Below are 26,095 nucleotides of genomic sequence, written 5' to 3'. Positions count from 1 at the left end.
ATGTCCGACATCACCGTGGCCACCACCGGGGGAACGGTGCGCGGCAGCACCCACGACGGTGTGCGGCGCTTCCTGAGCATCCCCTACGCCGCTCCACCGCGCGGGTCCGGGCGGTTCGCCGCTCCGGGACCGCACCCGGGCTGGTCGGGCATCCGCGATGCGACCCGGCCAGGACCGACCGCGCCCCAACCGAACCGGGGCGGGTTCGCGACGCTGGACATGTCGCCGTTCTTCGGGCCCGGCTGGGTCCGGGGCGAGGAGTTCCTCACCGTCAACGTCTGGTCGCCGCACGCCGCCGACGGCCGCCCGGTGATGGTGTTCGTGCACGGCGGCGGGTTCATCTCCGGCTCGACCCGCTCACCGCTCGCCGACGGCACCGCCTTCGCCCGCGACGACGTGGTGCTGGTGACCCTCAACTACCGGCTGGGCATCACCGGTTTCCTCGACGTGGCCGGGGCACCGCGCAACCGCGGGCTGCTCGACGTCATCGCCGCCCTGCGGTGGGTGCGGGACAACATCGAAGCCTTCGGCGGCGACCCCGGCAACGTCACGCTGTTCGGCCAGTCCGCCGGTGCCACGCTCGTCGCCGCGTTGCTGGCCACCGCCGAGGCCACCGGGCTGTTCCGCCGCGCGATCGTGCAGAGCGGCAACGGGCTCGGCGCGTTCTCACCCGACCAGGCCGCGGTGGTGACCCGCGCGGCGGCAGCGGCGCTCGGCGTCGAACCGACCGCGGCCGGATTCAGCGCCGTGCCCGACGAGCGGCTGGTCGAGATCATGCCCGGACTGACCGGCCTGGACCTGCGGACGGCGGGGGAGTTCGACCCGCTGGTCGGCCTCACCCCGTTCGACGTGGTGCTGGAGCGCCAGCCCGCCGAGAGCGACCTGGCCGAGGTGGACCTGCTGGTGGGCTCCACCGCCGAGGAGGGCAACCTCTACCTCGCCCCGCAGGGGAGCCTGGCCGCCTCGACGGCCGCTGACGTGCGAGAACTCGCCGCCCGCGTGCACCGCGATCCCGACGCGCTCATCGCCGCCTACCGGGCGCAGCGGCCTGGCGCCGGGCACGGCGAGCTGCGGTCGGCGATCCTCGGCGACGCCATGTTCACCGTCGGTGGCCGCAGGCTGGCCGAAGCCCACGGCAACGCGCACGTCTACGAGTTCGGCTGGCGCTCGTCCGCTGTGGACGGTCAGCTCGGTGCGGCGCACTCGGTCGAGCTGCCCTTCGTCTTCGACCTGCTCGACCTCCCGGTCCTGCGCGGCCCGCAGGCGCTGCTCGGCGCGGGGGAGCCGCCAGCGGCGCTGGCGAAGGAGATGCACGGGGCGTGGGTGTCCTTCGCGGCCACCGGTGATCCCGGCTGGCCGCGGTTCGGCACGGGAAACCGGCTGCGGCGCTTCGATGCGGTATCGGAGAACACCACGGCCCGCGACCTGTCGATGTGGTGACCAGCGGACCCCCTTGATCGAATCCGTCACCGTGACGAAACGATCAAGGGGGTCCGCTTGGCGGATTTCGGCGTCATCGCGGCAGGTCGTCGCCCTTGAAGGCGGCCTTCAGCGGCGACCAATCGTTCTCGGTGGTGTAGGGGCCGCCGTCGGCGCCAGGCAGAAACCGCCCGTGCCGGTGGGCTGGCTGACGTCGGGATCCGAGCAGTCGGCGGTGCCGTTGTCGTCCAAGTCCTCGTCGTAGCCGTACTTCTGGTGCGCGAAGTAGCCCTTGTCGATGCCGCCGGGCCCGTGCTCCTGATCGGCGCTTGACCGCGATCCACCACCCGCATACTGTGAACACTCGTTCATGAACACCGGTTCACAATGGATGGGGTGGTGGTTCGCATGACCCGGGACTCGGACAGGGCGGCGTTGGATCAGCTCGAGCGGCAGCAGGTGCAGGCGTGGGGCACCGACGGGGCGGCGTTCGCCGCGACCTTCACCGAGGACGCCGACTTCGTCGACGTGATGGGCGGTCACCTGCGCGGTCGCGCCGCCATCGCCGAGAGCCTGCAGCACGGGTTCGACACCTTCATGGCCGGGACCCGGATGTCGGCTCCGCGGGAGCGCAGCGTGCAGTTCGTCTCGGACGACGTGGCCGTGGTCGTCAACAGCGGCAACTGCGTCCTGCAGCCCGGTGCGCGGGAATGCCGCGCCGAGGACCTCTCCATCCAGACCAAGGTCGCCGTCCGACAGGATGGCCGGTGGTTGTTCCGGACCTTCCAGAACACTCGGATTCGCACGTGAGACCCAGCTCCGAGGAGGACAGGTGCCGCGCACCGCAGCCGCGCTCCGGGACAGCGGCAGTCCCGACCTGCGCGACCACCTGATCGGCGTCGCCGAGCGGCTCATCGCCCAGCGCCGCACCGACGCGCTGACCGTGCGCGCCATCGCGCGGGAGGCCCAGGTCGCCGACGGGGTGCTCTACAACTACTTCGCCGACAAGGAAGAACTGCTCGCGCACGCGCTGCTGGCGCACATCGAAGCGGCCGAGCGGGTCCTGCCGGACCCGCCGCAGCCCGGCGAAGGCCCGCTGGAGACCAACCTCGCCGCCTACCTGCGGCACATCCTCGACCTGCACGAGCGGATCCTGCCGGCCTTCGCCGGACTGCTGGGCCAGCCCAAGGTGCTGGCCCGGTTCAACAGCTGGCCCCGGTCGAAGAAGGGCGACAACCTCCGCCAAACCCTCACCGCCTACCTCGACGCCGAACAACAGCACGGCCGCATCGCCGCAGGCGCCGACACCGGGGCGGCCGCGGCGCTGCTCGTCGGCGCCTGCTACGAAGTCGTGCTGCCGCGCCTGCTCCAGCCCGCCGGGGAACCCCTCGACGTTGCCCCGGAGTTCCTGGACCGCCTCGTCGTGACGATCCTCAGCGGCATCCGGGCCTGACGCGGGAAGCCCTCAAGCCCGGCCGGTCTTGCGGCGGATCTTGATCTGGCGCATGTCGGTCACCGCCACGCGCAGGACCTGGTGCGGGTGGCCGTGGGCTTGCAGCGCGGCCAGCGCGCGCTGGGTGGCGACCTTGTCGTCGTCGTCCTCGTCGCGGACGGGCACCTGGCAGCGGAAGGTGAACGTCGAGACGCTCGCGTCGTGGGTGAAGGTGCCCGCTTCGGTGAACGCGGGACCTGCGGCAGCACGCACCTGCTCGCGGCCCGCTTCGCTGATCCCGTCGAACTTGCCGCGGATCGTCACTCGGAACACGTCCGATCCTCCCTGATGGCGTAGGTGAGCATGTTGTCGCCGAGTGCGTGCTCGATGGCGTCCAGCAGCCGCGACGCGGCCTCGGCCAGCTCCTCGGGTTCGACGCCCTCGGCCAGGCGAGCGCCGAGCTCGGCGTAGACCAGCGAGTGCAGGCCGCCGAGCTGGTGGGCCACCACGCGCGGCAACGGGTCCTGGGCGTCCGCGCCGGTTTCCTCGGCGAGCACCGCGGCCAGGGCTTCGGTCATCTGCCCGCCCAGATCCTCCAGGCGGGCCAGCAGGGTGGGAGCGGCGCGCATCATGGCCAGCACCGGGCCGAATCCCGGGGACAGCCCCAGCTTCCGGTCCCGCCGGGCCACCTCCGCGCGCAGCTGCGCGAGCACCGCCGCGGCCGCGGACTGCCCGACGGGTCGGGCGCGCACGATGTCGGCCAGCCGCTGCGGCGAGGCCTCCTCGGGCGGCAGGACCAGGTCCTCCTTGGTGGGGAAGTAGTTGTAGACGGTGTTGACCGACACCTCCGCCGCGGCGGCGACCTCGGCGATGGTGACCTGGTCGAAGCCCCGCTGCACGAACAGCGAGGTCGCGACCTGGCTGATGTGCTGCCTCGTCCGGCGCTTCTTGCGCTCCCGCAATCCCTCGACCACGAGGATGCACTCTACTCCATTTTTGGAGTCGACTCCAAAATATTCTCGGGTGCGCCGCGCCGCAGCCCGGAGCTGACGCTCACGGCGTTGGCGGCCACGATCGCCGCGATGCTCAACCACTGCGCCACCTGCAGGGACTCGCCCAGCACCAGCACGCCGACCCCCGCCGCCAGCACCGGGTTGACGCTCATGAAGATCCCGAACGCGGCGGCCGGAATCCGCCGCAGCGCCAGCAGATCCACCAGGAACGGCACCGCCGAGGCCAGCAGCCCGGCACCTGCCGCGCACACCAGGGCACCCGCGGTCGGCGGGTGCTCGACCAGCACCAGCACCCCGACGGGCACGAACACCAGCCCGGACACCCCGGCTGCCGCCGCCGACCCCTGCGCCCCCGGCAGGCGGCGGCCCACCGCGCGGTTGAGCAGGATGTAGCAGGCCCAGCACACCGCGGCCAGCAGGGCCAGCCCGATGCCCAGGTAGTCGGTGCTGGGCTGGGGGCGGGTCAGCACCACCACCCCGGCCGCGGCGATCACGGCGCAGCCCAGGTCCAGCAGCCGCCGCGACCCGGCCAGCGCCACCACCAGCGGCCCCAGGAACTCCAACGTCACCGCCAGCCCGAGCCCGATGCGGTCGATGGCGGCGTACAGCGCGAGGTTCATCGTCGCGAACACCGCTGCCAGTGCCAGCACCAGACGCCACTGCGGTGGCGTGAACGCCCGCAGCCGGGGACGCCCGACACCGAGCAGCAGCACCGCGGCGATCCACTGCCGCACCGCCACCACCCCGGCCGGGCCGATCACCGGGAAGGCCATCGAGCCGATCGCCGCACCGAGCTGGTTGGACAACCCGCTGCCGAGCAGCATCGCGAAACCCGCGCCGCGGCCGGTCTTCGCCGCGGGAGCTGTGGTCGTGGTCTGCATGCGGTGCAGCCTGCGCCCGCCGGGCGCATTCGCAAAATGCATGCAGGACCGCAGCGATACGCTCTGGTCATGGATGTGGAACTGCGGCAGCTGCGCTGCCTGGTCGCCATCGTCGACGCGGGCACCTTCACCGACGCGGCCATCGACCTCGGCGTCTCGCAGGCCGCGGTCTCGCGCACCCTGGCCGCGCTGGAGACCACCCTCGGAGTGCGGCTGCTGCGGCGCACCAGCCGCGAGGTCGCCCCGACCGCAGCCGGTGCGCGCGTGCTGGCCCGCGCTCGCCGCATCCTGGCCGACACCGACGACCTGGTGCGCGAAGCCACCACCGGGCACACCCAGCTGCGCATCGGCTACGCCTGGTCGGCGATGGGCCGCCACACCCTGCAGTTCCAGCGCCGCTGGGCGCGGTTGTTCCCGGAGACCGAACTGCAGCTGGTGCGCACCAACTCCGCCACCGGCGGGCTGGCCGAAGGCGCCTGCGACATCGCCGTGGTGCGCACCGAACCCGACCGGCGGCGCTTCGACGGGGTGATCGTCGGGCTGGAACGGCGCCACCTCGCGATCGCCGCCGACGACCCGTGGGCGCGGCGCCGCTTCGTGCGCATGGCCGAGATCAGCGATCGCACCGTGGTCATCGACCGGCGCTCGGGCACCACGACCCCCGACCTGTGGCCACCGGAGAAGCGACCGGCCGTGGAGTACACCCACGACGTCGACGACTGGCTCACCGTGATCGCCACCGGCCGCTGCGTCGGCATCACCGCGGAGAGCACCGTCACCCAGTACCCCCGGCCCGGCGTGGTGTTCCGCCCGGTGCGCGACGCCGCCCCGATCCCGGTCCGGCTGATCTGGTGGCGCGACGACCCGCACCCGCTCGCCGCCAAGGCCACCGGGCTGCTCACCGAGCTCTACGGGACACCGGAACGACCGTGACCGCCGTGTGCGTCATCCTGGGCGGGTGGGGTGCGCAGCGCTGCAGATGACGTTGCTGGGCGTGGGGGCGATGAACTCCCCGCGGTACCGCCCTGCCGGGCTGGCGGTGCGGTGGGCCGGGCACCGGGTGGTCCTCGACGGCGTCGACGCCGGGGGCGGGCACGTCGACGCGTGGCTGGTCTGCGACGAACGCGCGGAGCTGATGCCGGAGATCCGCCGCCGCAGCCGCGAGCTCGGGGTGCCCGCCGGTGCCGTGGAGTACTGCGCGGCCGGTGTTCGGCTGCGGCCGCTGCCGGTCGAGCACACCTCGCACCCGACCTTCGGCTACCTCGTCGAGCACCGCGAGCACCGCGTGGTGTGGGCGCCGGAGTTCTGGCGCTTCCCGGATTGGGCCGCCGGGGCGGACCTGGTGTTCGCCGACGCCGCGGGCTGGGACCGGCCGATCCGCTTCGCCGGTGGGGTCGGCGGACATGCGTCCACTGTGGATACGGCGCGGCGCGCCTCGCGCGCCGGGGTCCGGCGGCTGGTCTTCGCCCACATCGGACGCCCCTCGATCCGGGCGATCGACCGGGGGCTGACCCCGCCGTTCGGGGAGTGGGGAGCCGAAGGCCGCACCTACGCCGTAGTATCCGGGAGATTTCGGGCGGATAGACCCTGACCAGCAGGTTCGATCCGGTCTGGGGGCATGAAAATTCCCCCGGTGCTCACCCGCGTGGGGCAGGGGCTGCCCGGGGGACTCCGCGAGGTTCGTAACGCGCCGAGATGATCGGTGCACTCGCCTCCAGGGCAGAAAGGCGGGGTCGGGCGAAACCCCGGAGCCAGCCTGGCAGAGGCAGGTGCCCGGCGCTCAACGCGGGTTGCGCCGACTCCGGTAGGCCGCGACGCTGGCCCGGTGTGCGCAGGTTCGGGTGCAGTACTGCTTCGAGCCGTTGCGCGAGAGGTCCACGAAGGTGGCCCGGCAGGTCGGCCCGGCGCATACGCCGAGACGAGCGGGACCGAGCGTGGCGATCACGGAGGCCAGTGCGCTGAGCGCAGTCGCGGCAAGGTGCGCCGCGCAGCGGTCGGTGTCGGAGGTGACCTCGGTCCACCAGCGGTCGTTCTCGTGGCGCAGTACCGGGGTGGCGCGGCTGCGACGCAGACCGTCGTTGATCAGAGCCGCAGCTTCGTCCGCGTCCGTGTTCGCCCGTTCGAGCACCTCACGCACCGTCTCGCGCAACGCGCGGACTTCCGCCAGGTCGGCGCGGGTGAGGTGCCGCGGACCGGCCCCCTGGTTCGCGGCCGAACTCGGAGGCTCAGCCGCGGGATGGTCGTCGAGGAAGTCCCGGAGCTGCTCCACGGTCTCCAGCGCGTCCTCTCCCTTGATCGGCCTCAAGGTGTTGGCCAGGTCGACGGCCGTCTGGACCGCCAATGGGCTGTAATACGCATCCTGCATTTGACGTGTCTCCCCGCTGCCCCGTAGCGTTACACCCAAATGAGCTTTCGCGTGTCACATCATATCCGGCAGGGGACGCCGCGGACGATCCCATCTGGAAGGGCCCCGGCACCGGAGCGAACCGACACCCCGGTCGGGCGGCGCCTGGGGCTGACTCTGGGGATGCTGGTGCTGCCGATGTACGTGGCACTGGGAGCGCCGTCGGTGGCCCTGCCGACCATCGGCCGCGCGCTCGCGGTGCCGTTCGGGGCCACCGCGTGGATTCTCGCCGCGTGGTCGCTGACCTCCGCGCTCGCGATGCCGGTCGCGGGTCGGCTGCTGGTCCGCTGGAGCCCCTTCCGGGTCCTCGTCGCCGGGGTCGTGGCGCTCGCCGCGGGCTCCGCGCTCGCCGGAGCCGGGCCGACACTGTCCGTCGTGATCGTCGGCCGACTGATCGGCGGCGCCGGAGCGGGCGCGACCGTGATCGCGGTCTTTGCCGCGGCCACCGCCCTTCCCGGGCGGCAACGGATCCGCGCACTGGGAATCATCGCGGCCGCCAGCGCGACGGCGTCGGGGTGCGGGACACTACTGGGCGGGGCGGTGACCGCATGGCTCGGGTGGCGTGCCGTGCTCGCGATCCCGGTCCTCGCGCTGCCCTTTCTGCTGGCAGCATTGCCGAGCAGGCGCGCGCTGACGCGGAGCGGTAGCGGCGAGCGAAACGGCTCGACCGGGCGACTCGATATCGCCGGAGCGGCCGCGCTGTCGGTACTCGCCGGCTCCTCGATCACGTTGCTGCAGGCACACTCGGTCGGCCTGCCCGCTCTGGTCACGCTCGTCGTGGCTGCCGCCGGGGCGCTCTCAGCCGTGGGACTGTGGTGGCGCGTGCGAAGCACGCCCGACGGGTTCGTGCCTCGGCGGGTGATCGCATCCCGCGGCTTCCCGGCGGCCGGGCTCATCGGCGGGACCGTCTTCGCCGGCTATTACGGGGTGCTGTACCGCGCCCCGTCCCTGATCGAGCAGGCCACGGGCGGTGGCCCCCTGGAAGCCGGCCTGCTCTTGGTCCCGGCCGCCGCCTGCTCGGTGCTGGCCGGGCGGCTGGTCGGCACCTTGACCGACCGGTTCACCGGCTGGCAGGTGTCGGCCGGGCTTGCGGCACTCACCGTCGTCGGCGTGCTCGTGGTCGCGATCTTCACCGGGCCGATCCCGATTGTCGTCGGCACGGCGTTGACCGTGTGCGGGTTCGCCGGTGCCCAAGCCGTACTGGTGAGCCTCGCGCCGGACCTGGTCGCCGCGGACGACCGCGACACCGCACAGGGCCTGCTCAACTTCATGAACGCCCTGGGTGGCGGGATCGGTCCGGCCGCTGTCGCGGGTCTGTCCGGAATCGTGCCGGTGCCGGTGGCCCTCGCCGTGCTCGCTGCACTCCCGCTGGCCGGACTCGTCCTCAGCCTGACCCGGCGACCTATCGCCGACCGCCGCCCCGAACCCGACGCCACACCGGGGAGCCCGCGATGACGGTCCACCCGCATCTGATCCGACAACGCCTTGACCAGCAAGGAGCCTTGCCATGCCCGCCGAGCCCTTTGAGGTCAGCATCACCGAAGCCGAGATCGCGGACCTGCGTGAACGATTGCGACGGACGCGGTGGCCCGAGCGCGAGCCGGTGGACGACTGGTCGCAGGGTTTGCCGCTGGCGTATGCGCAGGAGCTGTGCCGCAGCTGGGCCGAGGACTACGACTTCGGGTTCGCCGAGCGGCTGAACGCCTTCCCGCAGTACCGCGACACAGTCGACGGGCTGGGCATCCACTTCGTGCACGTCCGATCGCCGGAGCCGGACGCGTTCCCGCTGGTGCTCACACACGGGTGGCCGGGTTCAGTGCTGGAGTTCCTGGATGTCCTCGGCCCGCTGACCGACCCGCGCGCGCACGGCGGCGACCCGGCGGACGCGTTCCACGTGGTCGCGCCGTCGTTGCCCGGGTACGGCTGGAGTGACAAGCCGACGACGACTGGGTGGGGTGTCACGCGCATCGCGCACGCCTGGGACACGCTGATGGTGTCGCTGGGTTACCAGCGCTACGGCGCGCAGGGCGGGGACTGGGGGTCTGCGGTGTCCGGCGCGCTGGGCGAGGTGGCGCCCGAGCGGGTCGCCGGCGTGCACCTGAACCTGGGATCCGTGGCGGCGGGCACGTTCGACGACCCGACGCCCGCGGAGCTGGCGAATCTCGAGGCCGAGAAGGAGTTCCAGCGCACCGGCCGGGGGTACTCGGCGATCCAGGCGACCCGCCCGCAGACGCTCGGCTACGGCCTCACCGACTCCCCGGCGGGGCAGGCCGCCTGGATCGCCGAGAAGTTCTGGGCGTGGACGGACAACAACGGCCATCCCGAGGATGCGGTGTCGCGGCAGCAGATCCTCGACGAGATCTCGGTCTACTGGTTCACCGCGTCGGCCACGTCGTCGGCGCGCCTGTACTGGGAGAGCTTCCGCAGCTTCCGAGACAAGGTCACCGCGCCATCCGGGCTGTCGGTCTACCCGCGCGACATAACCCGCCCGTCGAGGCGGGAGGCCGAGCTGCGGTTCACCGACCTGCGCTGGTTCGAGGAACTGCCGCGTGGTGGTCACTTCGCCGCGCTGGAGCAGCCGGAGTCGCTGGTCGAGCAGGTGCGCGGGTTCTTCCGCCTGTTCCGCTGACTGTCCGTGCCCCCTGAGAAGCCCGCGCCCAGGGGGTGGTCCTGTCGGTCCCCCGGGTTACCGGCAAATCACGTTGTGGGGCGGTGCAATGGGCGAACGCACGAAGGCGATCTGACCAGCCGGTCGGTGCGGATCTTCGTCCTGCGGCCCGTAGTGCCGGATCACGCCCGGATCGACACCGAGCTGCACAGCCAGACGCACCACCTCGGCACGCGGCGCCGATGTCACGTCGTCGGGAACGAACCCCAACCAGGGCAGCGAACACAGCGCGACCGCGATGCCCAATCGGTCGGCCGGACCCCGGTCCCGCCCCGGATCTACGGCGACCCCTGCTGGGCGCGGTGGACGCCCAGCTCGTCGCGGACGAACCGCACCCGCTGCTCGACGGTGCCGCGCGGGAGGTCGACGAGCTCGTACCCGCAGTCGGTGTAGGCGGCCACCATGTGCTGGTAGGTGCTTTCGGCTTCGGCGAAGGACTGCGCGCGCTGGTCGTCCTGGCGGTAGATCTGCTCCCACGGCGGGGCGATGAGCACCCGCTGGCGGTAGCGGAAGCGGTGGGCCGCGGCGCGCACGTGCTCCGGCACGGGCAGAGAGCACAGCCGCAGGTAACCGATGAGGTCGGGCAGGCCGCGGTCGAAGAGCACCGGCCCGGTGGCGCGGTGGGCCTGGCGGTAGGAGCGCAGGTCGTGCGCCGGCATCAGCTCGGCGAACAGCTCCCGGTCCGCCCACGGCAGCGCGCGGCCGCCGATGGCCACCTGGTCGGTGATCACCGCGCGCCCGGCTTCCGGCGCGTGGGCGAACCCGGCGGCCGCCAGCCGCTCGACCAGCGTCGTCTTGCCCGCACCCGGGCCCCCGGTGATGACCACGAAACGTTCTGACACGACACCCTCCCGGTGCACGTCCCGATCAGCGACGAGGAGAGGGGATTGCGTCCGCCTGACGTGGCGGGGAAACCGCAGGACGGTCAGATCCGGCGAGAGGAGCGGCGACGCCGCGCCGGGGCCATCAGCCTACCGCGAGGGCGTCGGCGCCAGCGACGAGATGTGTTCCACAGCGGAGTCCACCTCGGCGGCGAGCACCTCGGCCGGGGTGGACTCCGCGTCGTGCACGATCCGCGCCGAGGCGATCCCGGCCCCGCAGAAACCGAAGATGCCGTGCTCGATCTGAGTCCGCAGCGCCTCGGTGTAACCATGCCGTTCGAAGCCGTCCGCATCGCCACCCGCCACGGCCAGCAGGTGCACGCTGAGCCGGTCGAGCTTGGGGACCGGACGCCCGCCCGGGGAGTGGTCGAAGGCCCAGCCGTTGGTGAACACCCGGTCGATCCAGCCCTTGAGCAGGGCGGGCATGGACCACCAGTACACCGGGAAGACGAGCACCAGCTGCTGGGCGCGATCCACCCGTGCTTGCTCGCGCGCGACATCCGGCGGCGTGGGCCCCTCGCCGCGGTAGTGCAGCAGGTCGGCCGCGGTGAAGCGGGGATCGAAGGACTCGGCCGCGAGGTCGAACAGCTCGGCGGACCTGCCCTCGCCCGAGAGAGCAGCGGCCACCGCACGGCCGAGCCCGTGCGTCAGCGACTCGGGGTCGGGATGGGCGACGACTACCAGACTGCGCATGCGACATCTCATCTCAGCAGGAACTCACGCGGGCGAGCTCGCCCGCAGCCACGATTCAACGGCACCACCTCCGACGATCACATGGGCGAGAAGCTCGATCGCCTGTGCGTTCGTCTAATCTCGCGGGAGTGGACGCCTTCGCTGATCTGTTCCGCGGTGTACGCGCCCAGGGGTCGTTGTTCGGCAGTTCGACCCTCTCGGCGCCCTGGTCGTTGCGCTTCACCGACGGCGCCCCGCTGACCCTGTGCACCGTGCTGGAGGGATCCGGGTGGATCGTCCCGGAGGGGTGCCCGCCCGAACACCTCGCGCCTGGGGACATCGTCATCGTGCGGGGCCCCGCACCGTTCTCCTTCGTCGACGAGATCGGCACCGAGGCCGAGCCGGTCGAGTGCGGCCAGCACTGCGCGACGCCCGAGCAGGGCGGAACCCTGCACCGGCTCGGCTGGCACGACAGCGGCGCGGGTACCCCGGCCGAGGCGACGACGCTGGTCGTCGGCGCCTACCCGGTGCGGGGCGAGATCGGCCACCGGCTGCTGGACGCCCTGCCCGACGTCCTGCGCGTGGCATCCGGCGGTGCGGCCGGGGCCGTGCGGGACCTGCTGGCCGCCGAGGTCGCCATCGACGCGCCGGGCCAGCAGGTCGTGCTCGACCGGCTGCTGGACTGGATGCTGGTGTGCTCGCTGCGCGAGTGGTTCGACCGGCCCGGCGGCGAGCCGCCCGCGTGGTACGCCGCGCACCGCGACCCGGTGGTGGGCCGCGCCCTGCGGCTGCTGCACGCCGAACCGGCGGAGCCGTGGACGGTCTCCTCGCTGGCCGACCGGTGCGGGGTCTCGCGCGCCACGATGGCGAAGCGCTTCGCCGACCTGGTCGGGGAACCACCCCTGACCTACCTGACGTGCTGGCGCATGATGCTCGCGGCCGACCTGCTGGCCGACCGCGAGACGGCCACCATCGCCGAGATCGCCCGCACCGTGGGTTACTCCGACGCCTTCGGCTTCAGCGCGGCGTTCAAACGCATCCGCGGCATCACCCCCAGCGAGCACCGCCGCACCCGCGCGGCACCTCCGGCCCCCGGCGAGCAACCAGGGCGTCTCGAAGCTGAGGAACCGCCTCGCGACCGCAGCCTGCACCAGTCCGATCGAGCGAGCAGTCCGAACGTCTAAGAGCGGCGTGCTTCGTCGTTGCTGGCCTGTGGCTGCTTCTGCGTTTCGGCCCAGGCCGCCAGCAGGGTGAGACCGTCAGCGCTGGACGTGCCGGGACTCGCGGTGTAGGTGGTGATGGAGACGTGCGGGTCGCCGGGCAGTGCGAAGTCGTCGTAGGCGAGATCCATCGTTCCGACGACCGGGTGGTTGATGACCTTGCGCCCGCGCGAGTGCCGGTGCACGTCGTGCTTGGCCCAGCGGGTGCTGAAGTCGGTGCTGCGGGTGGAGAGCTCGCCGACGAGCCCGGTCACGTCCCGGTCCAGCGGGTCGCGTCCGGCGGTCGCGCGCAGCACCGCCACGATGAGGTCCTTCGCCTGGTCGATGTCGGCGTAGAAGTCCTCGGCGCGCGGGTCGAGGAAGGCGTACCTGGCGAAGTTCGGCGGCTGCTCGGCCAAGTCGAACAGGTCGGCGTACAGCGCGCTGCCCAGGTCGTTGGCCGCGAGGAGGTCGAGGCGGCCGTTCTGCACGACGGCGGGAACGCTCATGGAGTCGAGGACCTGCTGCACCGACGCGGTGATGGGCGAGGGGCGCTTGGGGTGCCTGCGAGGTGAGCCGGGCGCGACGCTGCGCGCCAGGTCGTACAGGTGGGCGCGCTCGTCGTCGTCGAGTTGCAGCGCGCGGGCGATCGCGTCGAGGACGCTCTCGGACGCGCCGCCGAGCCTGCCGCGTTCCACGCGGGTGTAGTACTCGACGCTGAGCCCGGCGAGCATGGCCACTTCCTCGCGCCGCAGGCCTTGGACGCGACGGGTGCCTCCGAGGTGCGGCAGCCCGGCCTGCTCGGGTGTGATCCTCGCCCGGCGGCTCATGAGGAAGTCCCTGATCTCCTGCTGCAGCTCCACGCCTTCAAGGCTAGGTCGCCCGCGTCTGCTCTGGGGGTCCCTGACAGGGCCTGGCAGGCGTCCGCGAGGTGCCGGACGGTGGTGAGGCAACCCCAGAGATCTGCGTGTGAGGAATGCTGCAAGTGCGTGGAGCTGTCATGTACGCCCCGGGCGATGTCCGGGTGGAAGAGCGCGAGAACCCCGCGATCGTCGCGCCGACGGATGCGATCATCCGCGTGTCGGCGACCTGCGTGTGCGGGTCGGACCTGTGGGACTACCGCGGCGTCAACGACGTGGCACAACCGACCCCCGCGGGGCACGAGTACGTCGGCGTGGTCACCGAGATCGGCGACGAGGTGACGAGCATCGCGGTCGGTGACTTCGTCGTCGGATCGTTCTTCGCCTCGGACAACACCTGCGAGATCTGCCGGGCCGGTTACCAGTCGCGGTGCGCGCGAGCCGAGTTCGTCGGCTCCGGTGGAGCGCAGTCGGAGTACCTGCGGGTGCCGCTGGCCGACGGCACCCTCGTCGCCACGCCCGGAATGCCGGACGACGACCTGATCCCCTCGCTGCTGGCCGCCTCCGACGTGCTCGGAACCGGCTGGTTCGGCGCCGTGGCCGCCGAGGCCGGGCCGGGCAGAACCGTGGCCGTGGTCGGTGACGGAGCTGTCGGCCTGCTCGCTGTGCTGGCCGCCAAGCAGCTGGGCGCGGAGCGGATCATCGCGATGTCGCGGCACGAGTCGCGGCAGGAGCTCGCCCGCGAGTTCGGCGCGACCGACATCGTCGCAGAGCGCGGCGACGAGGGCGCGGCCAAGATCAAGGAACTCACCGGCGGGTACGGCGCCCACAGCGTGATCGAGGCCGTCGGCACCCAGGAATCGATGATGCAGGCCATCCGCTCCACCCGTGCCGGTGGGCACGTGGGATACGTGGGCGTGGCCCACGGCGTGGAACTCCCCGGCGAGGAGCTGTTCTTCGCGGGGGTGCACCTGCACGGCGGCCCCGCTCCCGTGCGCCGGTTCCTGCCCGAGCTGATCCAGCTCATCTGGGACCGCGAGATCGACCCCGGCAAGGTCTTCGACCTCGCCCTCCCACTCGACCAGGCCGCAGCGGGCTACCGGGCGATGGACGAGCGCCGCGCCATCAAAACCCTGCTCAAGCCCTGACCCACCGATTCCGATTCGACGGGAGAACACCGTGAACCCCACGTACGACTTCTCCGGGCAGGTGGCCCTGGTCACCGGCGCCGCCTCCGGCATGGGCCTGGCCGCCGCCCGCGCCTTCGCCGACTCCGGCGCCGCCGTGGTCCTGGTCGACCTCGACCGCGACGCCGTCCACAACGCAGCCGAGGAGATCACCAGCCGCGGACGGCGGGCGATCGGTGTCGACTGCGACGTCACCGACGAACAGCAGGTGGAAGCGGCGGTGCGGCGCGCGGTGACCGAGTACGGCCGCCTGGACATGGCGTTCAACAACGCAGGCATCCAGGTGCCGCCGACCGACGCGGCCGACGAGACGGCCGAGAACTTCGACCGGGTCAACGCCGTCAACCTGCGCGGCGTCTGGGCGGCGATGAAGCACGAACTGCGACCGATGCGAGAGCAGGGCAGCGGCGCCATCGTCAACTGCTCCTCCCTGGGCGGGCTCGTCGGACTGCCCGAGCGCGCGGCCTACCACGCCTCCAAGCACGGCGTCATCGGCCTGACCCGCAGCGCCGCGGTCGAGTACGCGCCCCGCGGCATCCGCATCAACGCCGTGTGCCCCGGCGTCATCGACACCCCGATGGTCGCCGACATGGTCGAGAACCAGGCCGAGGCCATGGCCGGGATCATCGGGGAACAGCCCATCGGCCGACTGGGCAGAGCCGACGAGGTCGCAGCAGCCGTCCTGTGGCTGTGCAGCCCCGGCGCCAGCTTCGTCACCGCAACAGCGCTCCCCGTCGACGGTGGCTTCACCGCCCACTGACGCGGCCACAGCACGCGTGCGAAGTCGGGATTCGCGTCGACGCAGAGGCCACCGGCAGGACCCAGATCCGCAGGAGGGGGATGCACGGCGTCGGCGGCGAAACCCGAGAATGGCATCTCGGACCCCGGCACGAGATGAGAGGCCCAGCACGATGATCGACCGCGACACCGCCCCGCTCGACGACCCGGTGGACGAATCGCTGCGCGGTCACCACGCGCACCTCGCCCGTCGGCTGGGGCGGGTCGCCACCTACCTGCCGGGGGTGGCGACGTTCTCCGCGGTCACCACCGATCCGGGGCCGCAGGAGTGGGCCGACCTCGCCCGGCTGCTCGGCCGCGGCGAGTTCGCCGACATGTTCAGCAGCCCGGCGACACCTCCGCCGGAGTGGGAACCGGTCTTCGCCCTCGACGGACGTCAGATGGTCTGGGCCGGGAACCCGCCCGCCGACACCGCCGACGGCGTGGTCGAGCTCGGCGCGGACAGCACCGCGGAGATGCTCGACCTCGTCGAGCGGACCCGGCCGGGACCGTTCTGGCCGCGCACCCGCGAACTCGGCACCTACCTCGGCGTCCGGGACAACGGCGCGCTGGTGGCGATGGCCGGTGAACGGCTGCGGCCGCCGGGGTGGACCGAGATCAGCGCGGTGTGCACCGCGCCCGAGGCGCGCGGGCGAGGCCACGCCGCCCGGCTGATCAGCGCACTCGTCGCGCGCATCACCGCCCGCGGTGACCGCCCCTTCCTGCACGTGGCCGAGGCCAACACCGGAGCCATCGCGCTCTACGAGCGGCTCGGCTTCCGGACCCGCAAGCCGGTGACCTTCCGGGGATTCCGCACGCCGTAGCCGCGCTCACCTCGGGCCGGGTGCGTCGGCGGGCAGGTAGTCGGCCAGCAGGTCGTCCACCGAGTACAGCAGTTCGCGGCGACCGCCGAAGAGCGCGTGCGCACGGGCGGCGTGATCGCGCATCGCGGTGTCGAAGTCCAGGCCCGCCAGCAGCCGGGCCGCGCCGTCGAGGAGCTCGGGCAGGTCGGCGTCGATGCGGGCGGCCGACATGCTCGGCGCGCGGGGACCGTCGTCGTCGACGGGGTCGGGGGTGTTGCCGAGCAGCAGGTAGCAGGGGAAGCGCTCCAGGTCGGGCAGCACCGAGTGGAACGGCACACCCGGGTTGAAGTAGTACTCGGCCCAGTCGTTGCCCGCCAGGGTCAGCCACGGCGTGCCCGCGGCCATCGCGGCGAAGGCGAACCCGGTGTGCGGGGACAGCAGCAGGTCGCAGCGCTGCAACGCGGCCAGCTGCCGCTCCAGCGGCACGTCGATCACCTGCACCACGTGCGGGGCGACCTCGGCCAGCGCCTCGAACTCCGCGCGGCTGAACCCGGTGCTGGTGCGGCCGTCGTCGGCGTGCTTGCCGGTCAGGCAGAACCGGACCTGCGGCCACCGCTGCGCGAAGGCCTCCAGGATGCGCTGCCACGACGCCAGCGACGGGTAGCGCCAGCGTTCGGCGCTGCCGCCGGGCAGCACCGCGATCGTGGGACCGTCGTGGTCGGGCAGCAGCTCGGCCGCCCACCGCCGGGACTCCGGCGGCAGCGCCAGCTGGAGCTGGTTGCGCCGCTGGTAGGACGGCCGCGGATCACCGACCTGCGCGTGGCCGCGCGTGGTGCGGAAGTGCTGCGCGGACAGCTCGTAGTAGTGCTGCAAACCGGGGAAGTACTGGTGCTGCCAGGCCTGGTGGCCGCGCGGGTCGTCGACCACCCAGTCCCACTCGGCCGGGACGTGCGCCAGCACGTCGGGACCGCCGGGCTCGAACACGTCGATGTCCACTGTGTACACGTCGTCGATCGCGTCGCACCAGTCGGTCAGCTGCACCGCGGTCGCGGAGTTGAGCACCACGCCGATGCGGCGGTCCGGATCGGCCCGCCGGTACCCCAGGGCGTACTGCAGCGCCTCCACGGCGTGCCCGACCGGATGGCAGTAGACGAAGTTGACCAGCAACGACTCACCCACGGCCCCCAGACTAGGGGCTGCAGCAACCGGTTTTCGCGCTCACAAGCCGCCCGCCACGCGCAGGACGGCGCCGCTGGTGTAGGTCGCTTCCGGGCCCAGCAGCCACCCGATGGCCGGGGCGATCTCCTCCGGTTCCCCGGCCCGCCCCACCGGCACCCGCGACACGGCGGTCTCGATGCGCTCGGGAACCCCGGCCCCGGCGTGGATGTCGGTGCGCACCAGACCGGGCGCCACCGCGTTGACCCGCACCCCGTCCTCGGCGAGTTCCTTGGCCAGTCCGACGGTGAAGGCGTCCACCGCGGCCTTCGCACCCGCGTAGTGGACGTACTCGTGCGGGGACCCCAGCGTCGCGGCGCTGGAGGAGATGTTGACGATCGCCCCGCCCGCGCCGCCGCGCCGGGTGGACATCACCTGCGCCGCGCGTCGCGCGCACAGCACGGTGCCGAGGAAGTTGACGTCGATGACCTGCCGGATCGCCGCCACCGGGGTGTCGGCCAGGTCGGCGATGTGCGCGGTCAGCCCGGCGTTGTTGACCAGCCCGGTGATCGTCCCCAGCTCGGCGGCCGCGGCGAACAACCGGTCCACGTCGGACTCCTGGCCGACGTCGGCGCGCACCGGCAGGCAGCGGCCCCCGTGCGCGGTGGCCTCAGCGGCGACCTGCTCGGCGCCGTCGCGGTTGCCGCGGTAGCCGAGCACGAGGTCGTGCCCGGCGCGGGCCAGCCACCGCGCGGTGGCCGCACCGATGCCCCGGCTGCCGCCGGTGATGATCGTGATGGGACGCATCGCCGGATCATGCCACGCCGGGTGCGCCGGGCTCGGTCGAGGAGACCGCCGCCACCTCGGGCAACAGGGCGCTTTCGGCGTTGTGGCAACCGATGCCCGGTTCTCGCGCGGGCCCGGGCCGGTCCGGGCGTCGGATGCCCCCGATACGGTGCGGGTGTGATCAACTCAGCGCCTTCGTGGGCCGACGGACCGCTGCTGGCCTTCGACCTGGAGACCACCGGCACCGACACCGCCCACGACCGGATCGTCACCGCCACCGTGATCTCCATCGTGCCCGGGCGGGCCCCGGACGTGCGCACGTGGCTGGCCGATCCCGGTGTCGAGATCCCCGACGGTGCCGCCGAGGTCCACGGCATCACCACCGAGCACGCCCGCGAGCACGGCCGCGACGCCGCCGAGGTGGTCGCCGAAGTCGCCGGGGCGCTGGCCGGGCCGTGGTGCGAGTCCACCCCGCTGTGCGTGTTCAACGCCCCGTTCGACCTGTCGCTGCTGGACGCCGAGCTGCGCCGCCACCACGGCCGCGACCTGGAGCTGGCCGGGCCGGTGGTCGACCCGCGCTGCCTGGACAAGCACCTGGACCGCTACCGCAGGGGAAAGCGCACCCTCGGCGATCTGTGCACCCACTACCGCGTGCGCCTCGACGCCGCGCACGACTCCGCCAGCGACGCCCTGGCCTGCGCCCGCCTGGCGTGGCGGCTGGCCAAGGCCTACCCGGCCAAGATCGGCACCAGGCCGCTGGCGGAGCTGCACCGCGACCAGATCGCCTGGCACCGGGCGGACCAGCACGCCTTCGCCGACCACCTGGAGCGCTTGGCGCGCCGCGCCGACGACCCGGCCGAGGTCGACCAGCTGCACCGCCGGGCGGCCGACGTGCGCGCCAACGCCGAGGGCTGGCCGCTGAAAGCGCCGCGCGCGGTGCCCGCTCCGCGCACGCCCGGCCAGACGGGGTGCTGGCCCCGGCTCGAAGAACGCCTCAGCCGCGAACTGGAGAACTGGATCGCGGCCAACCCCACCACGTTCTGCCGTTCGGTGCACCTGCCCGCTGGCGCGGATTCCCGGACCGCGCACGTGACGGCCTTCTACGCCGTGGACCACCGCACCCAGTGCCCGGAGTCGTCCCAGTGCCGGATCCTGCTGGACCTGCTCGAGCACGGCAACGTCGCCGAAGCCAGAGCCCTCGCCAAGAACCTCGCGGCTGGCGCCTGACCAGGGCACCGCGTCGACCGGCATCGACGTCGGCCAGCGCCGTGTGCCGTCGGCTCAGGTCGCGCAGGTGAGAGCCTGCTACCGGTTCGGGAAGCCCCCTCGTTCGGTGGTTTCCGCTGTCACAGCAGGGAGAGCTGGGCCGGTCGCGGGCGGCGGGCGGGGGTTTCGGCTTCGGTCACGACCTCGCCGAGGGGGTTCAGGAACGGTGAGCGGGCGCGCTCCTGGATGCTGCCGCGGAGGGTCCGGCGGGCCGCGCGGGTCAGGTAGAGGTGGTCCTGGGCGCGGGTCATGCCGACGAAGAACAGGCGGCGCTCCTCGGCGAGGTCGGCCTCGGTGGGTTCGGTGCCGGGCCAGCGCAGCGGGAGCAGGCCGTTCTCGCAGCCCACGAGGAACACCACCGGGAACTCCAGGCCCTTGGCGGCGTGCAGGGTCAGCAGCGAGATCGCCTCGGCGCGCGGGTCGAGGGTGTCGACCTCGGCACCCAGCAGCACCTCCCGGCAGAACCGCGGCACGTCCTGGCCGCAGCGCTGCGCCAGCGGCCCGAGCAGCTCCACGGCCGTGTGGATGTCGGGGCGCTGCTCGTCGGGGACGAGGTCGGCGACACTCTTGGCGGCCAGGCGCAGCTGCTCGGTGACCGGGCCCGAGCGGTCGGCGACGTGCTGGAGCTCGCGCACCAGCAGGTCCACGCCCGGGCGGGCGGAGAGGCGGTCGTGGGAGCGCTTCTGCGCGGGCAGGCCGCAGCGGGTCAGCTCGTCGAGGATCGCGTGGGACTGGGCGTCGGTGCGGTAGAGCACGGCGATGTCGTTGAACCCGATCCCGCCGGGCCCGTCGCCGGTGACGCGGCCGCTGTCCAGCGAGTGGAACGACGCGCCGCCGATGAGCTGGTCGATGGTGCGGGCCACGAAGGCCGCTTCGGCGCGTTCGTCGCTGGCCTGGTGGCTGACGATGCGGTGGGCCTGGCGCGGCGCGGCGGCCTGCAGCGCGCGGTCGGTGACCAGTGTGGACGGTGCGATGGCGCGCAGGGCGCCGTCGAGGATGTGCGCGCCGCTGCGGTAGTTGCGGGTCAGGGCCAGCACCGGGGCTCCGGCGTAGTCCTGCTCGAAGCGCAGGAAGAACCCGACGTCGGCGCTGCGGAAGGAGTAGATCGCCTGGTCGGGGTCGCCGATGGCGGTCAGGTTGGCCCCGGCCGGGGCGATCAGCCGCAGCAGCCGGTACTGCAGCTCGTCGACGTCCTGGTACTCGTCGACGGTGATCCACCGGTAGCGCTGCTGGTAGTGCTCGGCGAGGTCGGGGCGGCTGGTGAGCAGCTCGACGGTCAGCGCGACCAGGTCGTCGAAGTCGACCAGGTCGGCCTCGCGCAGTGCGGCCAGGTAGTCCGCGAGCAGCGGGTCCTCGGTCGCGGTGCGGCGGGCCAGCGACAGCCGCGGGGCGGCCTGGCGGGCGCTGCGCTCGTCGCCGGTGAGGGTGGTGAGGATCTGGTGCTGGCGGGCGGCGTCGGCCAGGCCGAAGTCGGCGCCGAGCCCGAGGTGCTCGTGCTGTTCGCGCAGGACCTGCAGGCCGAAGGAGTGGAAGGTGGCCACGGTCATGCGCTGGGCGGCCTCGCCGATGAGCTGCTCCAGGCGTTCGGTCATCTCCTGGGCGGCGCGGCGGGTGAAGGTGATGGCCAGGCACGAGGCGGGGTCGACGTCGCGCTCCAGCACCAGGTGCGCCAACCGGTGGGTGACGGTGCGGGTCTTGCCGGTGCCGGGCCCGGCCACGATCAGCAGCGGCCCACCGGGGATCGCCGCGGCGGCCCGCTGGTCGGGGTCCAGACCGGCCAGCACGCCGTCACCGGTCGCGGCCGGTGGTTCGGGTTCCGGTGTTGCCGGAGCGGGCGCCGCCGGGGCTGGTGCGGGCGCGGCCAGGGGTTCCGGTTGCGGGGTGAACAGCGCGTCGTCGAATAACGCCGGGGTGTCGCCGCTGCGCAGGCGGGCGAGCTCGGCGGGCTGGAAGAGCCGGATCGTGCCGTACTCGCCGTCGTAGCCGGGGTCGCGCAGCACCTGCCCACCGCGCAGCCGCTCGACGGCTTCGGCCACCGCGGCGTCGGTGCGGCGCAGTTCGTCGAGCGGGACGTCCTCCAGGATCGCCAGTTCCGGGCCGTGGGCGGCGGTCAGGTCGCTGATGCGCCCGAAGACCTTCTTGCTCTTGGGGCCCACGCCGAGGATCTCACCGACGATCTCCGGCAGCGGGATGAGGTTGCGGAAGTCCGCCGCCCCGGGCGGGCGGATCCCCTCGGGGCGGTCGGCCAGGGCGTCGACGCGGTGCAGCACGCCGACGGTGAGCGGCTTGCCGCAGCTGGGGCAGGTGCCGCCGTGCGCGCGGGTGTCGCCGGGTTCCAGCCGCACCTGGCACTTGCGGTGCCCGTCGAGGTGGTACTTGCCCTCCTCGGGGAAGAACTCGACGGTGCCGGCGAAGCCGTCGCCGGTCTCCAGCGCGCGCTTGACCGCGAAGTAGTCCAGGTCGGTGTCGAAGACGCTGGCCTCGCGGCCCAGCATCGGCGGGGAGTGCGCGTCGGAGTGGCTGACCAGGGTGTACTTGTCCAGCGCGGAGATCCGCCAGTTCATCTCCGGGTCGGAGGACAACCCGGTCTCCAGGGCGAAGATGTGGTCGGCCAGGTCGCGGTAGCAGTCCTCGATGGCGTCGAAACCGGCCTTGGAGCCCAGCACCGCGAACCAGGGGGTCCAGATGTGGGCGGGCACCAGGTAGGCGCCGTCGCCGGATTCCAGGGTGATCTCCAGCAGGTCGCGGGAGTCCAGGCCCAGGATCGGGCGGCCGTCGGAGCCGAGGTTGCCGATGCGGCCCAGCCGCCGGTTGAACTCCTCGGCGGCGGCGAAGTCGGGCAGGTAGCACAGGTGGTGGACCTTGCGGGTGCGCTCGCCGTACTTGTAGATCGTCGAGATCTCCACCGAGAGCATGAACCGCACCGGGCCCTCGCAGTTGGCGGGCTGGCTGCGGGTCATCTCCCGGTCCAGCTCCTCGCGCAGCCGGAACAGGCCGGGCTCGGCGGGTTCGAGGACCTCGCGCAGGTGGGCGAACCAGGCGGGGTGCGTGACGTCGCCGGTGCCGACCAGGGTGATGCCCTTGCGGCGCGCCCACCAGGTCAGGTGCTCGATGTCGCAGTCCTTGCTGCAGGCGCGGGAGTACTTCGAGTGGATGTGCAGATCGGCGTAGAAGCGCACCCGGCGATCTTGCCAGCCACCCGCTCGGCGCCGCGCCGGGGGTGTCCGAACGTCGCGGCCGGTGCGGATATTCCACCTTGACTTCGAGATAGGTCGAAGTTCGAGCATCGGCGCATGGCTCTCGACGTGACGACAAGACGCGCCGGTGCGCGGGAGTGGGCCGGGCTGGCCGTGCTCGCGCTGCCGCTGCTGGTGCTGGCCATGGACGTCAGCGTGCTCTACCTCGCCGCGCCGCACCTGACCGCCGACCTGCGCCCGACCAGCACCCAGGCGCTGTGGATCATGGACGCCTACGGGTTCCTCATCGCCGGTTTCCTGGTCACGATGGGCACCCTGGGCGACCGGATCGGCCGCCGCCGACTGCTGCTGATCGGCTCGGCGGCCTTCGCGGCGGCCTCGGCGCTGGCCGCGTTCGCCCCCCAGCGCCGAGCTGCTCATCGCCGCCCGCGCGCTGCTGGGGATCACCGGGGCGACCCTGATGCCCTCCACGCTGGCGCTGATCCGCACCATGTTCACCGATCCCGCCCAGCGGTCGGTGGCGATCGCGGTGTGGATGACGACGTTCACCGCGGGTGTGGCGATCGGCCCGCTCATCGGCGGGATCCTGTTGGAGGCCTTCTGGTGGGGCTCGGTGTTCCTGCTGGCCGTGCCGGTGATGGCGCTGGTGCTGCTGCTCGGGCCGTGGCTGCTGCCCGAGCACCGGCCGCGCGAGGCGGGTCGGCTGGACCCGGTCAGCGTGCTGCTGTCGCTGCTGACGATCGTGCCGGTGATCTACGGGTTCAAGGAGATCGCCCACCGCGGTCCCGGGCTCGTGCCGCTGGTGGCGCTGGGCGCCGGGGCGGTCATCGGGATCGTCTTCGTGCGCCGTCAGCGGTGCCTGGCCGACCCTCTGGTGGACGTGCGGCTGTTCAACAACCGGACCTTCAGCACGGCGCTGGTGCTGCTGCTGATGGGGCTGCTGGTGACCAACGGCGTGTTCTACCTCGTGCCGCAGTTCCTGCAGGGCGTGGCCGGGCTCTCGCCGCTGCGGACCGGGATGGGGCTGACGGTGGTGGCCGTGGCTTCGGCCGGTGTTTCGCTGCTGGCGCCGCTGGTGGCGCGGCGGTGGGGCCCGGCCCGGACGATCGCGGCCGGTGCGGTGCTCTCGGTGGCGGGATTCGCGCTGTTCACCGTCCTCGACGGCAGCTCGGTGCTCGCGGCGGTTCTGGCCACCGCGCTGGTCAGCGCCGGGTTGAGCCCGATGGGCGTGCTGACCACCGACCTGGTCGTGGGCAGCGCCCCGCCGGAGCGCACCGGGGCGGCCGCGGCGCTGTCGGAGACCAGCGGTGAGCTCGGCGTCGGACTCGGCGTGGCGGTGATGGGCACGATCGTCACGGCCATCTACCAGGCGCAGATGTCGGGGGCACCGGCATCTGCCGGGGAGACCCTCGCCGGGGCGCTGGCCGAGCAGCACCCGGCCGGTGTGCTCGAGGCCGCCCAGCAGGCCTTCACCAGCGGGATCAACGTCGTGGGGATCATCGGCGCGGTGGTGCTGGCCGGTTTGGGCCTCGTCGCGATCACGCTGCTGCGGCCGGACAACGGCTGATCACCAGTGCGCGGGGCGGTCCAACCCGGCCGGGATCGTCGTGGTCCCGTCGCCCTTGGCGGCGTTGACCTGGGCCTGGGTGAGGAACAGCACGTCGGTGAGGTCGGCTCCGCGCAGGTCGGTGTCGCGGAAGTCGGCGCCGATGACATCGGCCGAGCGCAGATCCGCCCCGCGCAGGTCGGCGGCGATCAGCAGCGCCCCGCGCAGGGTCGCGCCCCGCAGCCGAGCGCCGCGCATCGAGGCGCCGATGAGGTCGGCGCCGCGGTGGTTCTCGGTGCGGCCGCCGACCTCGGCGCGGACCAGTTCGCTGGTGCGCACCAGCAAGGTGTTGACGTCCTGGCGCACGGCGGCGACATCGATGGCGGCCACCTGATCGGCGTCACCGCGGGTGAGCTCGTCGGTGTCCCGCAGCGCCCGGCGCAGGTCGGCGTGCACCGGACCGGCGGCGGGGCGGGTGAGCGCGTCGGCCAGGTACCACAGCAGTTCGTGCAGCTGGCGCATCACGGCGAAGGCGCTGAACATCCGCCCGGAGCGCTGGGGCTCCTGCCTCCAGTCGCGGCCGCCGAAGGTCAGCTGGGAGACCTTCTGCCCGGCGCCGAAGCAGTCGAAGACCGTGCACCCGGAGAAGCCCTTCTCCCGCAGCTGGGCGTGGATGCCGCAGGAGAAGTCGGCCAGCAGGTTGGTGCACGGCGTCCCGGCGTCCTTGTCGACGGCGAAACCCGCCGAGGCGGAGAAGGGCAGGGCCACGCAGCACAGCCCGAAGCAGCTGCCGCAGTCGGCGTGCAGCCCGAGATCGGCCGGGGTGGGGTTCTGGCGGGACAACGCGGATGTGCTCCAGGTGGGCGTGCGGGTTGCCCCCGATTGTCCCCGAGCCGGATGTGCGGCGAGGTGCTGGGCCCTGTTCGGGGCGATCGATCCGCAACATGCGCCCCGGGCGGGGCGGATTGGCTACGATCACTGGTCCCGGTGCGGCCTCCAGGCCGTGCACCGCATCGTGCGCCGAGCGCGCCCGCAGAGAACGGGGCGAGGCCGTGGACAAGGACGCCGAAACCGCCCGCCGCGAAGCCGAGATCGCCATCGCCGCGGCGCGCACGGCCATCGAGCGGGCCAAGTCGGACGCGGCTGCGGAGATCCGTGCGGCACAGGAGCAAGCCCACCGGCAGGTCGCCGAGGCCGGACAGCAGTGGGCGGTGGACGCGGTGCGCGCGGCGCAGGCCCAGCGTGCCGACCTCGAACGCGCGGCCGAGCAGGCGCGCGCCGAGGTGCGCCGTCAGCGCACCGAGCTCCTCGGGCTGCGCCAGCAGCAGGCCGAGGAGCTGAGAAAGGTGCGGGCCGACTCCGCCGAACGCTTGCGGGCCGAGCGAGCCAACGCAGCACAGCAGTTGGCCGCCCTGCGGAATGCGTCGTCACCAGGCTCGACAAGCGCTTGAGGGCGGTGGCGCGCCTGGAGCGGCGCACCACCGCGGGGTCAGCTGGCGCTCAGGGCGGCCACGGCGTCGATCTCGACGAGCTGGTCGTGGTAGCCCAGGACCGTCACGCCGAGCAGGGTGCTGGGCGGGTCGTGGTCGCCGAAGTGGTCGCGCACCACCTGCCAGGCCGCGACCAGGTCCTGCTGGGAGCTGCTGGCCACGTAGACGGTGGTCTTGACCACATCGGACAGTCGGGCTCCGGCTTCGGCCAGAGCGGTTTCCAGGTTGTGCATCATCTGGCGGGCCTGGCCCGCGTAGTCGCCGACCGCGACGGTGACCCCGTCCTCGTCGAGCGGGCAGGCACCTGCGGCGAACACCAGCTGGGAATCGGGTGGCACGACGGCGCCGTAGGCGTATTCGGCCACATCGGACAGTGCTGCGCTGCGAAGCAAGCGGATCTTGCTGGACACACCACGACGCTACCGCCCGTCGTCCGGGATGTTCCGGGATTCCGCGTTC

Annotated in this window: 27 protein-coding genes and 1 pseudogene; 14 read left to right on the top strand and 14 right to left on the bottom strand. The window is 72.5% G+C overall.

The annotated features are described in order from the left end of the window. Nucleotides 1-1,440, top strand: a complete 1,440-nt coding sequence (locus F1721_RS11535) for a carboxylesterase/lipase family protein (protein WP_150066617.1) — start codon at nt 1-3, stop codon at nt 1,438-1,440. 108 nt (nt 1,441-1,548) lie between these two features. Here the strand turns inward: F1721_RS11535 and F1721_RS11530 are convergent, their stop codons facing one another. After that, nucleotides 1,549-1,797, bottom strand: coding sequence for a hypothetical protein (locus F1721_RS11530; RefSeq protein ID WP_150066616.1), 249 nt, complete (start codon nt 1,795-1,797; stop codon nt 1,549-1,551). 30 nt (nt 1,798-1,827) lie between these two features. Between F1721_RS11530 and F1721_RS11525 the strand changes: the two genes are divergently transcribed. Together F1721_RS11525 and F1721_RS11520 are read left to right on the top strand one after the other, a co-directional pair. Then, nucleotides 1,828-2,229 (top strand): SgcJ/EcaC family oxidoreductase, encoded by a 402-nt coding sequence (locus tag F1721_RS11525; protein WP_150066615.1) that lies wholly within the window; start codon nt 1,828-1,830, stop codon nt 2,227-2,229. A gap of 22 nt (nt 2,230-2,251) precedes the next feature. Beyond that, nucleotides 2,252-2,872, top strand: coding sequence for a TetR/AcrR family transcriptional regulator (locus F1721_RS11520; RefSeq protein ID WP_246154691.1), 621 nt, complete (start codon nt 2,252-2,254; stop codon nt 2,870-2,872). A 12-nt stretch (nt 2,873-2,884) separates the two neighbouring features. Here F1721_RS11520 and F1721_RS11515 read toward each other — a convergent pair whose 3' ends face one another. Genes F1721_RS11515 through F1721_RS11505 form a run of 3 tightly spaced genes read right to left on the bottom strand, consistent with a single transcriptional unit; the run spans nt 2,885 to nt 4,745 of the window. Then, the gene (locus tag F1721_RS11515) at nt 2,885-3,184 is read right to left on the bottom strand and encodes a DUF6204 family protein (RefSeq protein ID WP_150066613.1); all 300 of its coding nucleotides are present in this window, start codon (nt 3,182-3,184) and stop codon (nt 2,885-2,887) included. Continuing rightward, the gene (locus tag F1721_RS11510; protein WP_150066612.1) at nt 3,172-3,825 is read right to left on the bottom strand and encodes a TetR/AcrR family transcriptional regulator; all 654 of its coding nucleotides are present in this window, start codon (nt 3,823-3,825) and stop codon (nt 3,172-3,174) included. The genes F1721_RS11515 and F1721_RS11510 overlap by 13 nt, the downstream gene beginning before the upstream one ends. An 11-nt stretch (nt 3,826-3,836) precedes the next feature. After that, the gene (locus tag F1721_RS11505) at nt 3,837-4,745 is read right to left on the bottom strand and encodes an EamA family transporter (RefSeq protein WP_150066611.1); all 909 of its coding nucleotides are present in this window, start codon (nt 4,743-4,745) and stop codon (nt 3,837-3,839) included. 69 nt (nt 4,746-4,814) lie between these two features. Here F1721_RS11505 and F1721_RS11500 point away from each other — a divergent pair, with 69 nt between their 5' ends. Continuing rightward, nucleotides 4,815-5,678 (top strand): LysR family transcriptional regulator, encoded by an 864-nt coding sequence (locus F1721_RS11500; RefSeq protein ID WP_150066610.1) that lies wholly within the window; start codon nt 4,815-4,817, stop codon nt 5,676-5,678. Between the two features lie 25 nt (nt 5,679-5,703). Then, the gene (locus F1721_RS11495) at nt 5,704-6,336 is read left to right on the top strand and encodes an MBL fold metallo-hydrolase (protein ID WP_246154690.1); all 633 of its coding nucleotides are present in this window, start codon (nt 5,704-5,706) and stop codon (nt 6,334-6,336) included. Between the two features lie 189 nt (nt 6,337-6,525). Here F1721_RS11495 and F1721_RS11490 read toward each other — a convergent pair whose 3' ends face one another. Then, on the bottom strand, nt 6,526-7,110 hold the full coding sequence (locus F1721_RS11490) for a CGNR zinc finger domain-containing protein (protein WP_150066609.1): 585 nt from the start codon (nt 7,108-7,110) through the stop codon (nt 6,526-6,528). Nucleotides 7,111-7,272: 162 nt separating this feature from the next. Here F1721_RS11490 and F1721_RS11485 point away from each other — a divergent pair, with 162 nt between their 5' ends. Both F1721_RS11485 and F1721_RS11480 read left to right on the top strand, forming a co-directional pair. Next, complete coding sequence (locus F1721_RS11485; protein WP_211840434.1) at nt 7,273-8,604, top strand: MFS transporter; 1,332 nt, start codon at nt 7,273-7,275, stop codon at nt 8,602-8,604. A 52-nt stretch (nt 8,605-8,656) separates the two neighbouring features. Then, nucleotides 8,657-9,778, top strand: coding sequence for an epoxide hydrolase family protein (locus F1721_RS11480; protein ID WP_150066608.1), 1,122 nt, complete (start codon nt 8,657-8,659; stop codon nt 9,776-9,778). A 57-nt stretch (nt 9,779-9,835) separates the two neighbouring features. Here the strand turns inward: F1721_RS11480 and F1721_RS34780 are convergent, their stop codons facing one another. The 3 genes from F1721_RS34780 to F1721_RS11465 form a co-directional block, all read right to left on the bottom strand. After that, nucleotides 9,836-10,063: a DUF4158 domain-containing protein gene (locus F1721_RS34780; RefSeq protein WP_211840433.1), complete on the bottom strand. Its 228-nt coding sequence runs from the start codon at nt 10,061-10,063 to the stop codon at nt 9,836-9,838. 32 nt (nt 10,064-10,095) lie between these two features. Beyond that, nucleotides 10,096-10,659 carry an AAA family ATPase gene (locus F1721_RS11470; protein ID WP_150066607.1) on the bottom strand — a complete coding sequence of 188 codons (564 nt, stop codon included), beginning with the start codon at nt 10,657-10,659 and terminating at the stop codon, nt 10,096-10,098. Nucleotides 10,660-10,788: 129 nt separating this feature from the next. Next, complete coding sequence (locus F1721_RS11465; RefSeq protein ID WP_150066606.1) at nt 10,789-11,391, bottom strand: NAD(P)H-dependent oxidoreductase; 603 nt, start codon at nt 11,389-11,391, stop codon at nt 10,789-10,791. A 128-nt stretch (nt 11,392-11,519) separates the two neighbouring features. Here F1721_RS11465 and F1721_RS11460 point away from each other — a divergent pair, with 128 nt between their 5' ends. Then, nucleotides 11,520-12,554 (top strand): AraC family transcriptional regulator, encoded by a 1,035-nt coding sequence (locus tag F1721_RS11460; protein WP_150066605.1) that lies wholly within the window; start codon nt 11,520-11,522, stop codon nt 12,552-12,554. Here F1721_RS11460 and F1721_RS11455 read toward each other — a convergent pair. Next, on the bottom strand, nt 12,551-13,432 hold the full coding sequence (locus F1721_RS11455; RefSeq protein WP_150066604.1) for a helix-turn-helix transcriptional regulator: 882 nt from the start codon (nt 13,430-13,432) through the stop codon (nt 12,551-12,553). The genes F1721_RS11460 and F1721_RS11455 overlap by 4 nt on opposite strands. A gap of 122 nt (nt 13,433-13,554) precedes the next feature. Between F1721_RS11455 and F1721_RS11450 the strand changes: the two genes are divergently transcribed. The 3 genes from F1721_RS11450 (at nt 13,555) to F1721_RS11440 (ending at nt 16,217) form a co-directional block, all read left to right on the top strand. Beyond that, on the top strand, nt 13,555-14,577 hold the full coding sequence (locus tag F1721_RS11450) for a zinc-dependent alcohol dehydrogenase family protein (protein WP_150066603.1): 1,023 nt from the start codon (nt 13,555-13,557) through the stop codon (nt 14,575-14,577). A 31-nt stretch (nt 14,578-14,608) separates the two neighbouring features. After that, on the top strand, nt 14,609-15,376 hold the full coding sequence (locus tag F1721_RS11445; RefSeq protein ID WP_150066602.1) for a glucose 1-dehydrogenase: 768 nt from the start codon (nt 14,609-14,611) through the stop codon (nt 15,374-15,376). Between the two features lie 151 nt (nt 15,377-15,527). Beyond that, on the top strand, nt 15,528-16,217 hold the full coding sequence (locus F1721_RS11440) for a GNAT family N-acetyltransferase (RefSeq protein ID WP_150066601.1): 690 nt from the start codon (nt 15,528-15,530) through the stop codon (nt 16,215-16,217). A 6-nt stretch (nt 16,218-16,223) separates the two neighbouring features. Here the strand turns inward: F1721_RS11440 and F1721_RS11435 are convergent, their stop codons facing one another. Further along, nucleotides 16,224-17,375 (bottom strand): glycosyltransferase family 9 protein, encoded by a 1,152-nt coding sequence (locus F1721_RS11435; protein WP_211840431.1) that lies wholly within the window; start codon nt 17,373-17,375, stop codon nt 16,224-16,226. A 39-nt stretch (nt 17,376-17,414) separates the two neighbouring features. After that, nucleotides 17,415-18,158 (bottom strand): SDR family oxidoreductase, encoded by a 744-nt coding sequence (locus F1721_RS11430; RefSeq protein WP_150066599.1) that lies wholly within the window; start codon nt 18,156-18,158, stop codon nt 17,415-17,417. A gap of 156 nt (nt 18,159-18,314) precedes the next feature. On the opposite strand from F1721_RS11430, the gene F1721_RS11425 reads away from it, so the two are divergent. Beyond that, a complete protein-coding gene (locus F1721_RS11425) occupies nt 18,315-19,364 on the top strand; it encodes an exonuclease domain-containing protein (RefSeq protein WP_150066598.1) in 1,050 nt (349 codons plus the stop codon). A gap of 119 nt (nt 19,365-19,483) precedes the next feature. On the opposite strand, the gene F1721_RS11420 is transcribed toward F1721_RS11425, so the two are convergent. Continuing rightward, nucleotides 19,484-22,582 carry a UvrD-helicase domain-containing protein gene (locus F1721_RS11420; RefSeq protein WP_150066597.1) on the bottom strand — a complete coding sequence of 1,033 codons (3,099 nt, stop codon included), beginning with the start codon at nt 22,580-22,582 and terminating at the stop codon, nt 19,484-19,486. Nucleotides 22,583-22,696: 114 nt separating this feature from the next. Here F1721_RS11420 and F1721_RS11415 point away from each other — a divergent pair. After that, nucleotides 22,697-24,167, top strand: a pseudogene (locus F1721_RS11415) (MFS transporter). On the opposite strand, the gene F1721_RS11410 reads toward F1721_RS11415, so the two are convergent. Next, a complete protein-coding gene (locus tag F1721_RS11410) occupies nt 24,168-24,989 on the bottom strand; it encodes a pentapeptide repeat-containing protein (RefSeq protein ID WP_150066596.1) in 822 nt (273 codons plus the stop codon). A 209-nt stretch (nt 24,990-25,198) separates the two neighbouring features. Here F1721_RS11410 and F1721_RS11405 point away from each other — a divergent pair, with 209 nt between their 5' ends. Next, on the top strand, nt 25,199-25,597 hold the full coding sequence (locus F1721_RS11405) for a hypothetical protein (RefSeq protein ID WP_150066595.1): 399 nt from the start codon (nt 25,199-25,201) through the stop codon (nt 25,595-25,597). 38 nt (nt 25,598-25,635) lie between these two features. On the opposite strand, the gene F1721_RS11400 is transcribed toward F1721_RS11405, so the two are convergent. Then, a complete protein-coding gene (locus tag F1721_RS11400; RefSeq protein WP_211840429.1) occupies nt 25,636-26,046 on the bottom strand; it encodes a RidA family protein in 411 nt (136 codons plus the stop codon). Between the last annotated feature and the right edge of the window lie 49 nt (nt 26,047-26,095).

Source organism: Saccharopolyspora hirsuta (assembly GCF_008630535.1).
GTDB lineage: Bacteria > Actinomycetota > Actinomycetes > Mycobacteriales > Pseudonocardiaceae > Saccharopolyspora > Saccharopolyspora hirsuta.
The sequence above is the reverse complement of the archived record's forward strand: the minus strand, read 5'-3'. Positions and strand labels throughout refer to the sequence as shown.

What these genes read in the sequence shown, in the direction of transcription:
- F1721_RS11490 (WP_150066609.1), bottom strand. Translation starts at nt 7,110, where the DNA reads ATGCAGGATGCGTATTACAGCCCATTGGCGGTCCAGACGGCCGTCGAC.
- F1721_RS11525 (WP_150066615.1), top strand. Translation starts at nt 1,828, where the DNA reads ATGACCCGGGACTCGGACAGGGCGGCGTTGGATCAGCTCGAGCGGCAG.
- F1721_RS11485 (WP_211840434.1), top strand. Translation starts at nt 7,273, where the DNA reads ATGCTGGTGCTGCCGATGTACGTGGCACTGGGAGCGCCGTCGGTGGCC.
- F1721_RS11440 (WP_150066601.1), top strand. Translation starts at nt 15,528, where the DNA reads ATGATCGACCGCGACACCGCCCCGCTCGACGACCCGGTGGACGAATCG.
- F1721_RS11505 (WP_150066611.1), bottom strand. Translation starts at nt 4,745, where the DNA reads ATGCAGACCACGACCACAGCTCCCGCGGCGAAGACCGGCCGCGGCGCG.
- F1721_RS11500 (WP_150066610.1), top strand. Translation starts at nt 4,815, where the DNA reads ATGGATGTGGAACTGCGGCAGCTGCGCTGCCTGGTCGCCATCGTCGAC.
- F1721_RS11430 (WP_150066599.1), bottom strand. Translation starts at nt 18,158, where the DNA reads ATGCGTCCCATCACGATCATCACCGGCGGCAGCCGGGGCATCGGTGCG.
- F1721_RS11480 (WP_150066608.1), top strand. Translation starts at nt 8,657, where the DNA reads ATGCCCGCCGAGCCCTTTGAGGTCAGCATCACCGAAGCCGAGATCGCG.
- F1721_RS11535 (WP_150066617.1), top strand. Translation starts at nt 1, where the DNA reads ATGTCCGACATCACCGTGGCCACCACCGGGGGAACGGTGCGCGGCAGC.
- F1721_RS11465 (WP_150066606.1), bottom strand. Translation starts at nt 11,391, where the DNA reads ATGCGCAGTCTGGTAGTCGTCGCCCATCCCGACCCCGAGTCGCTGACG.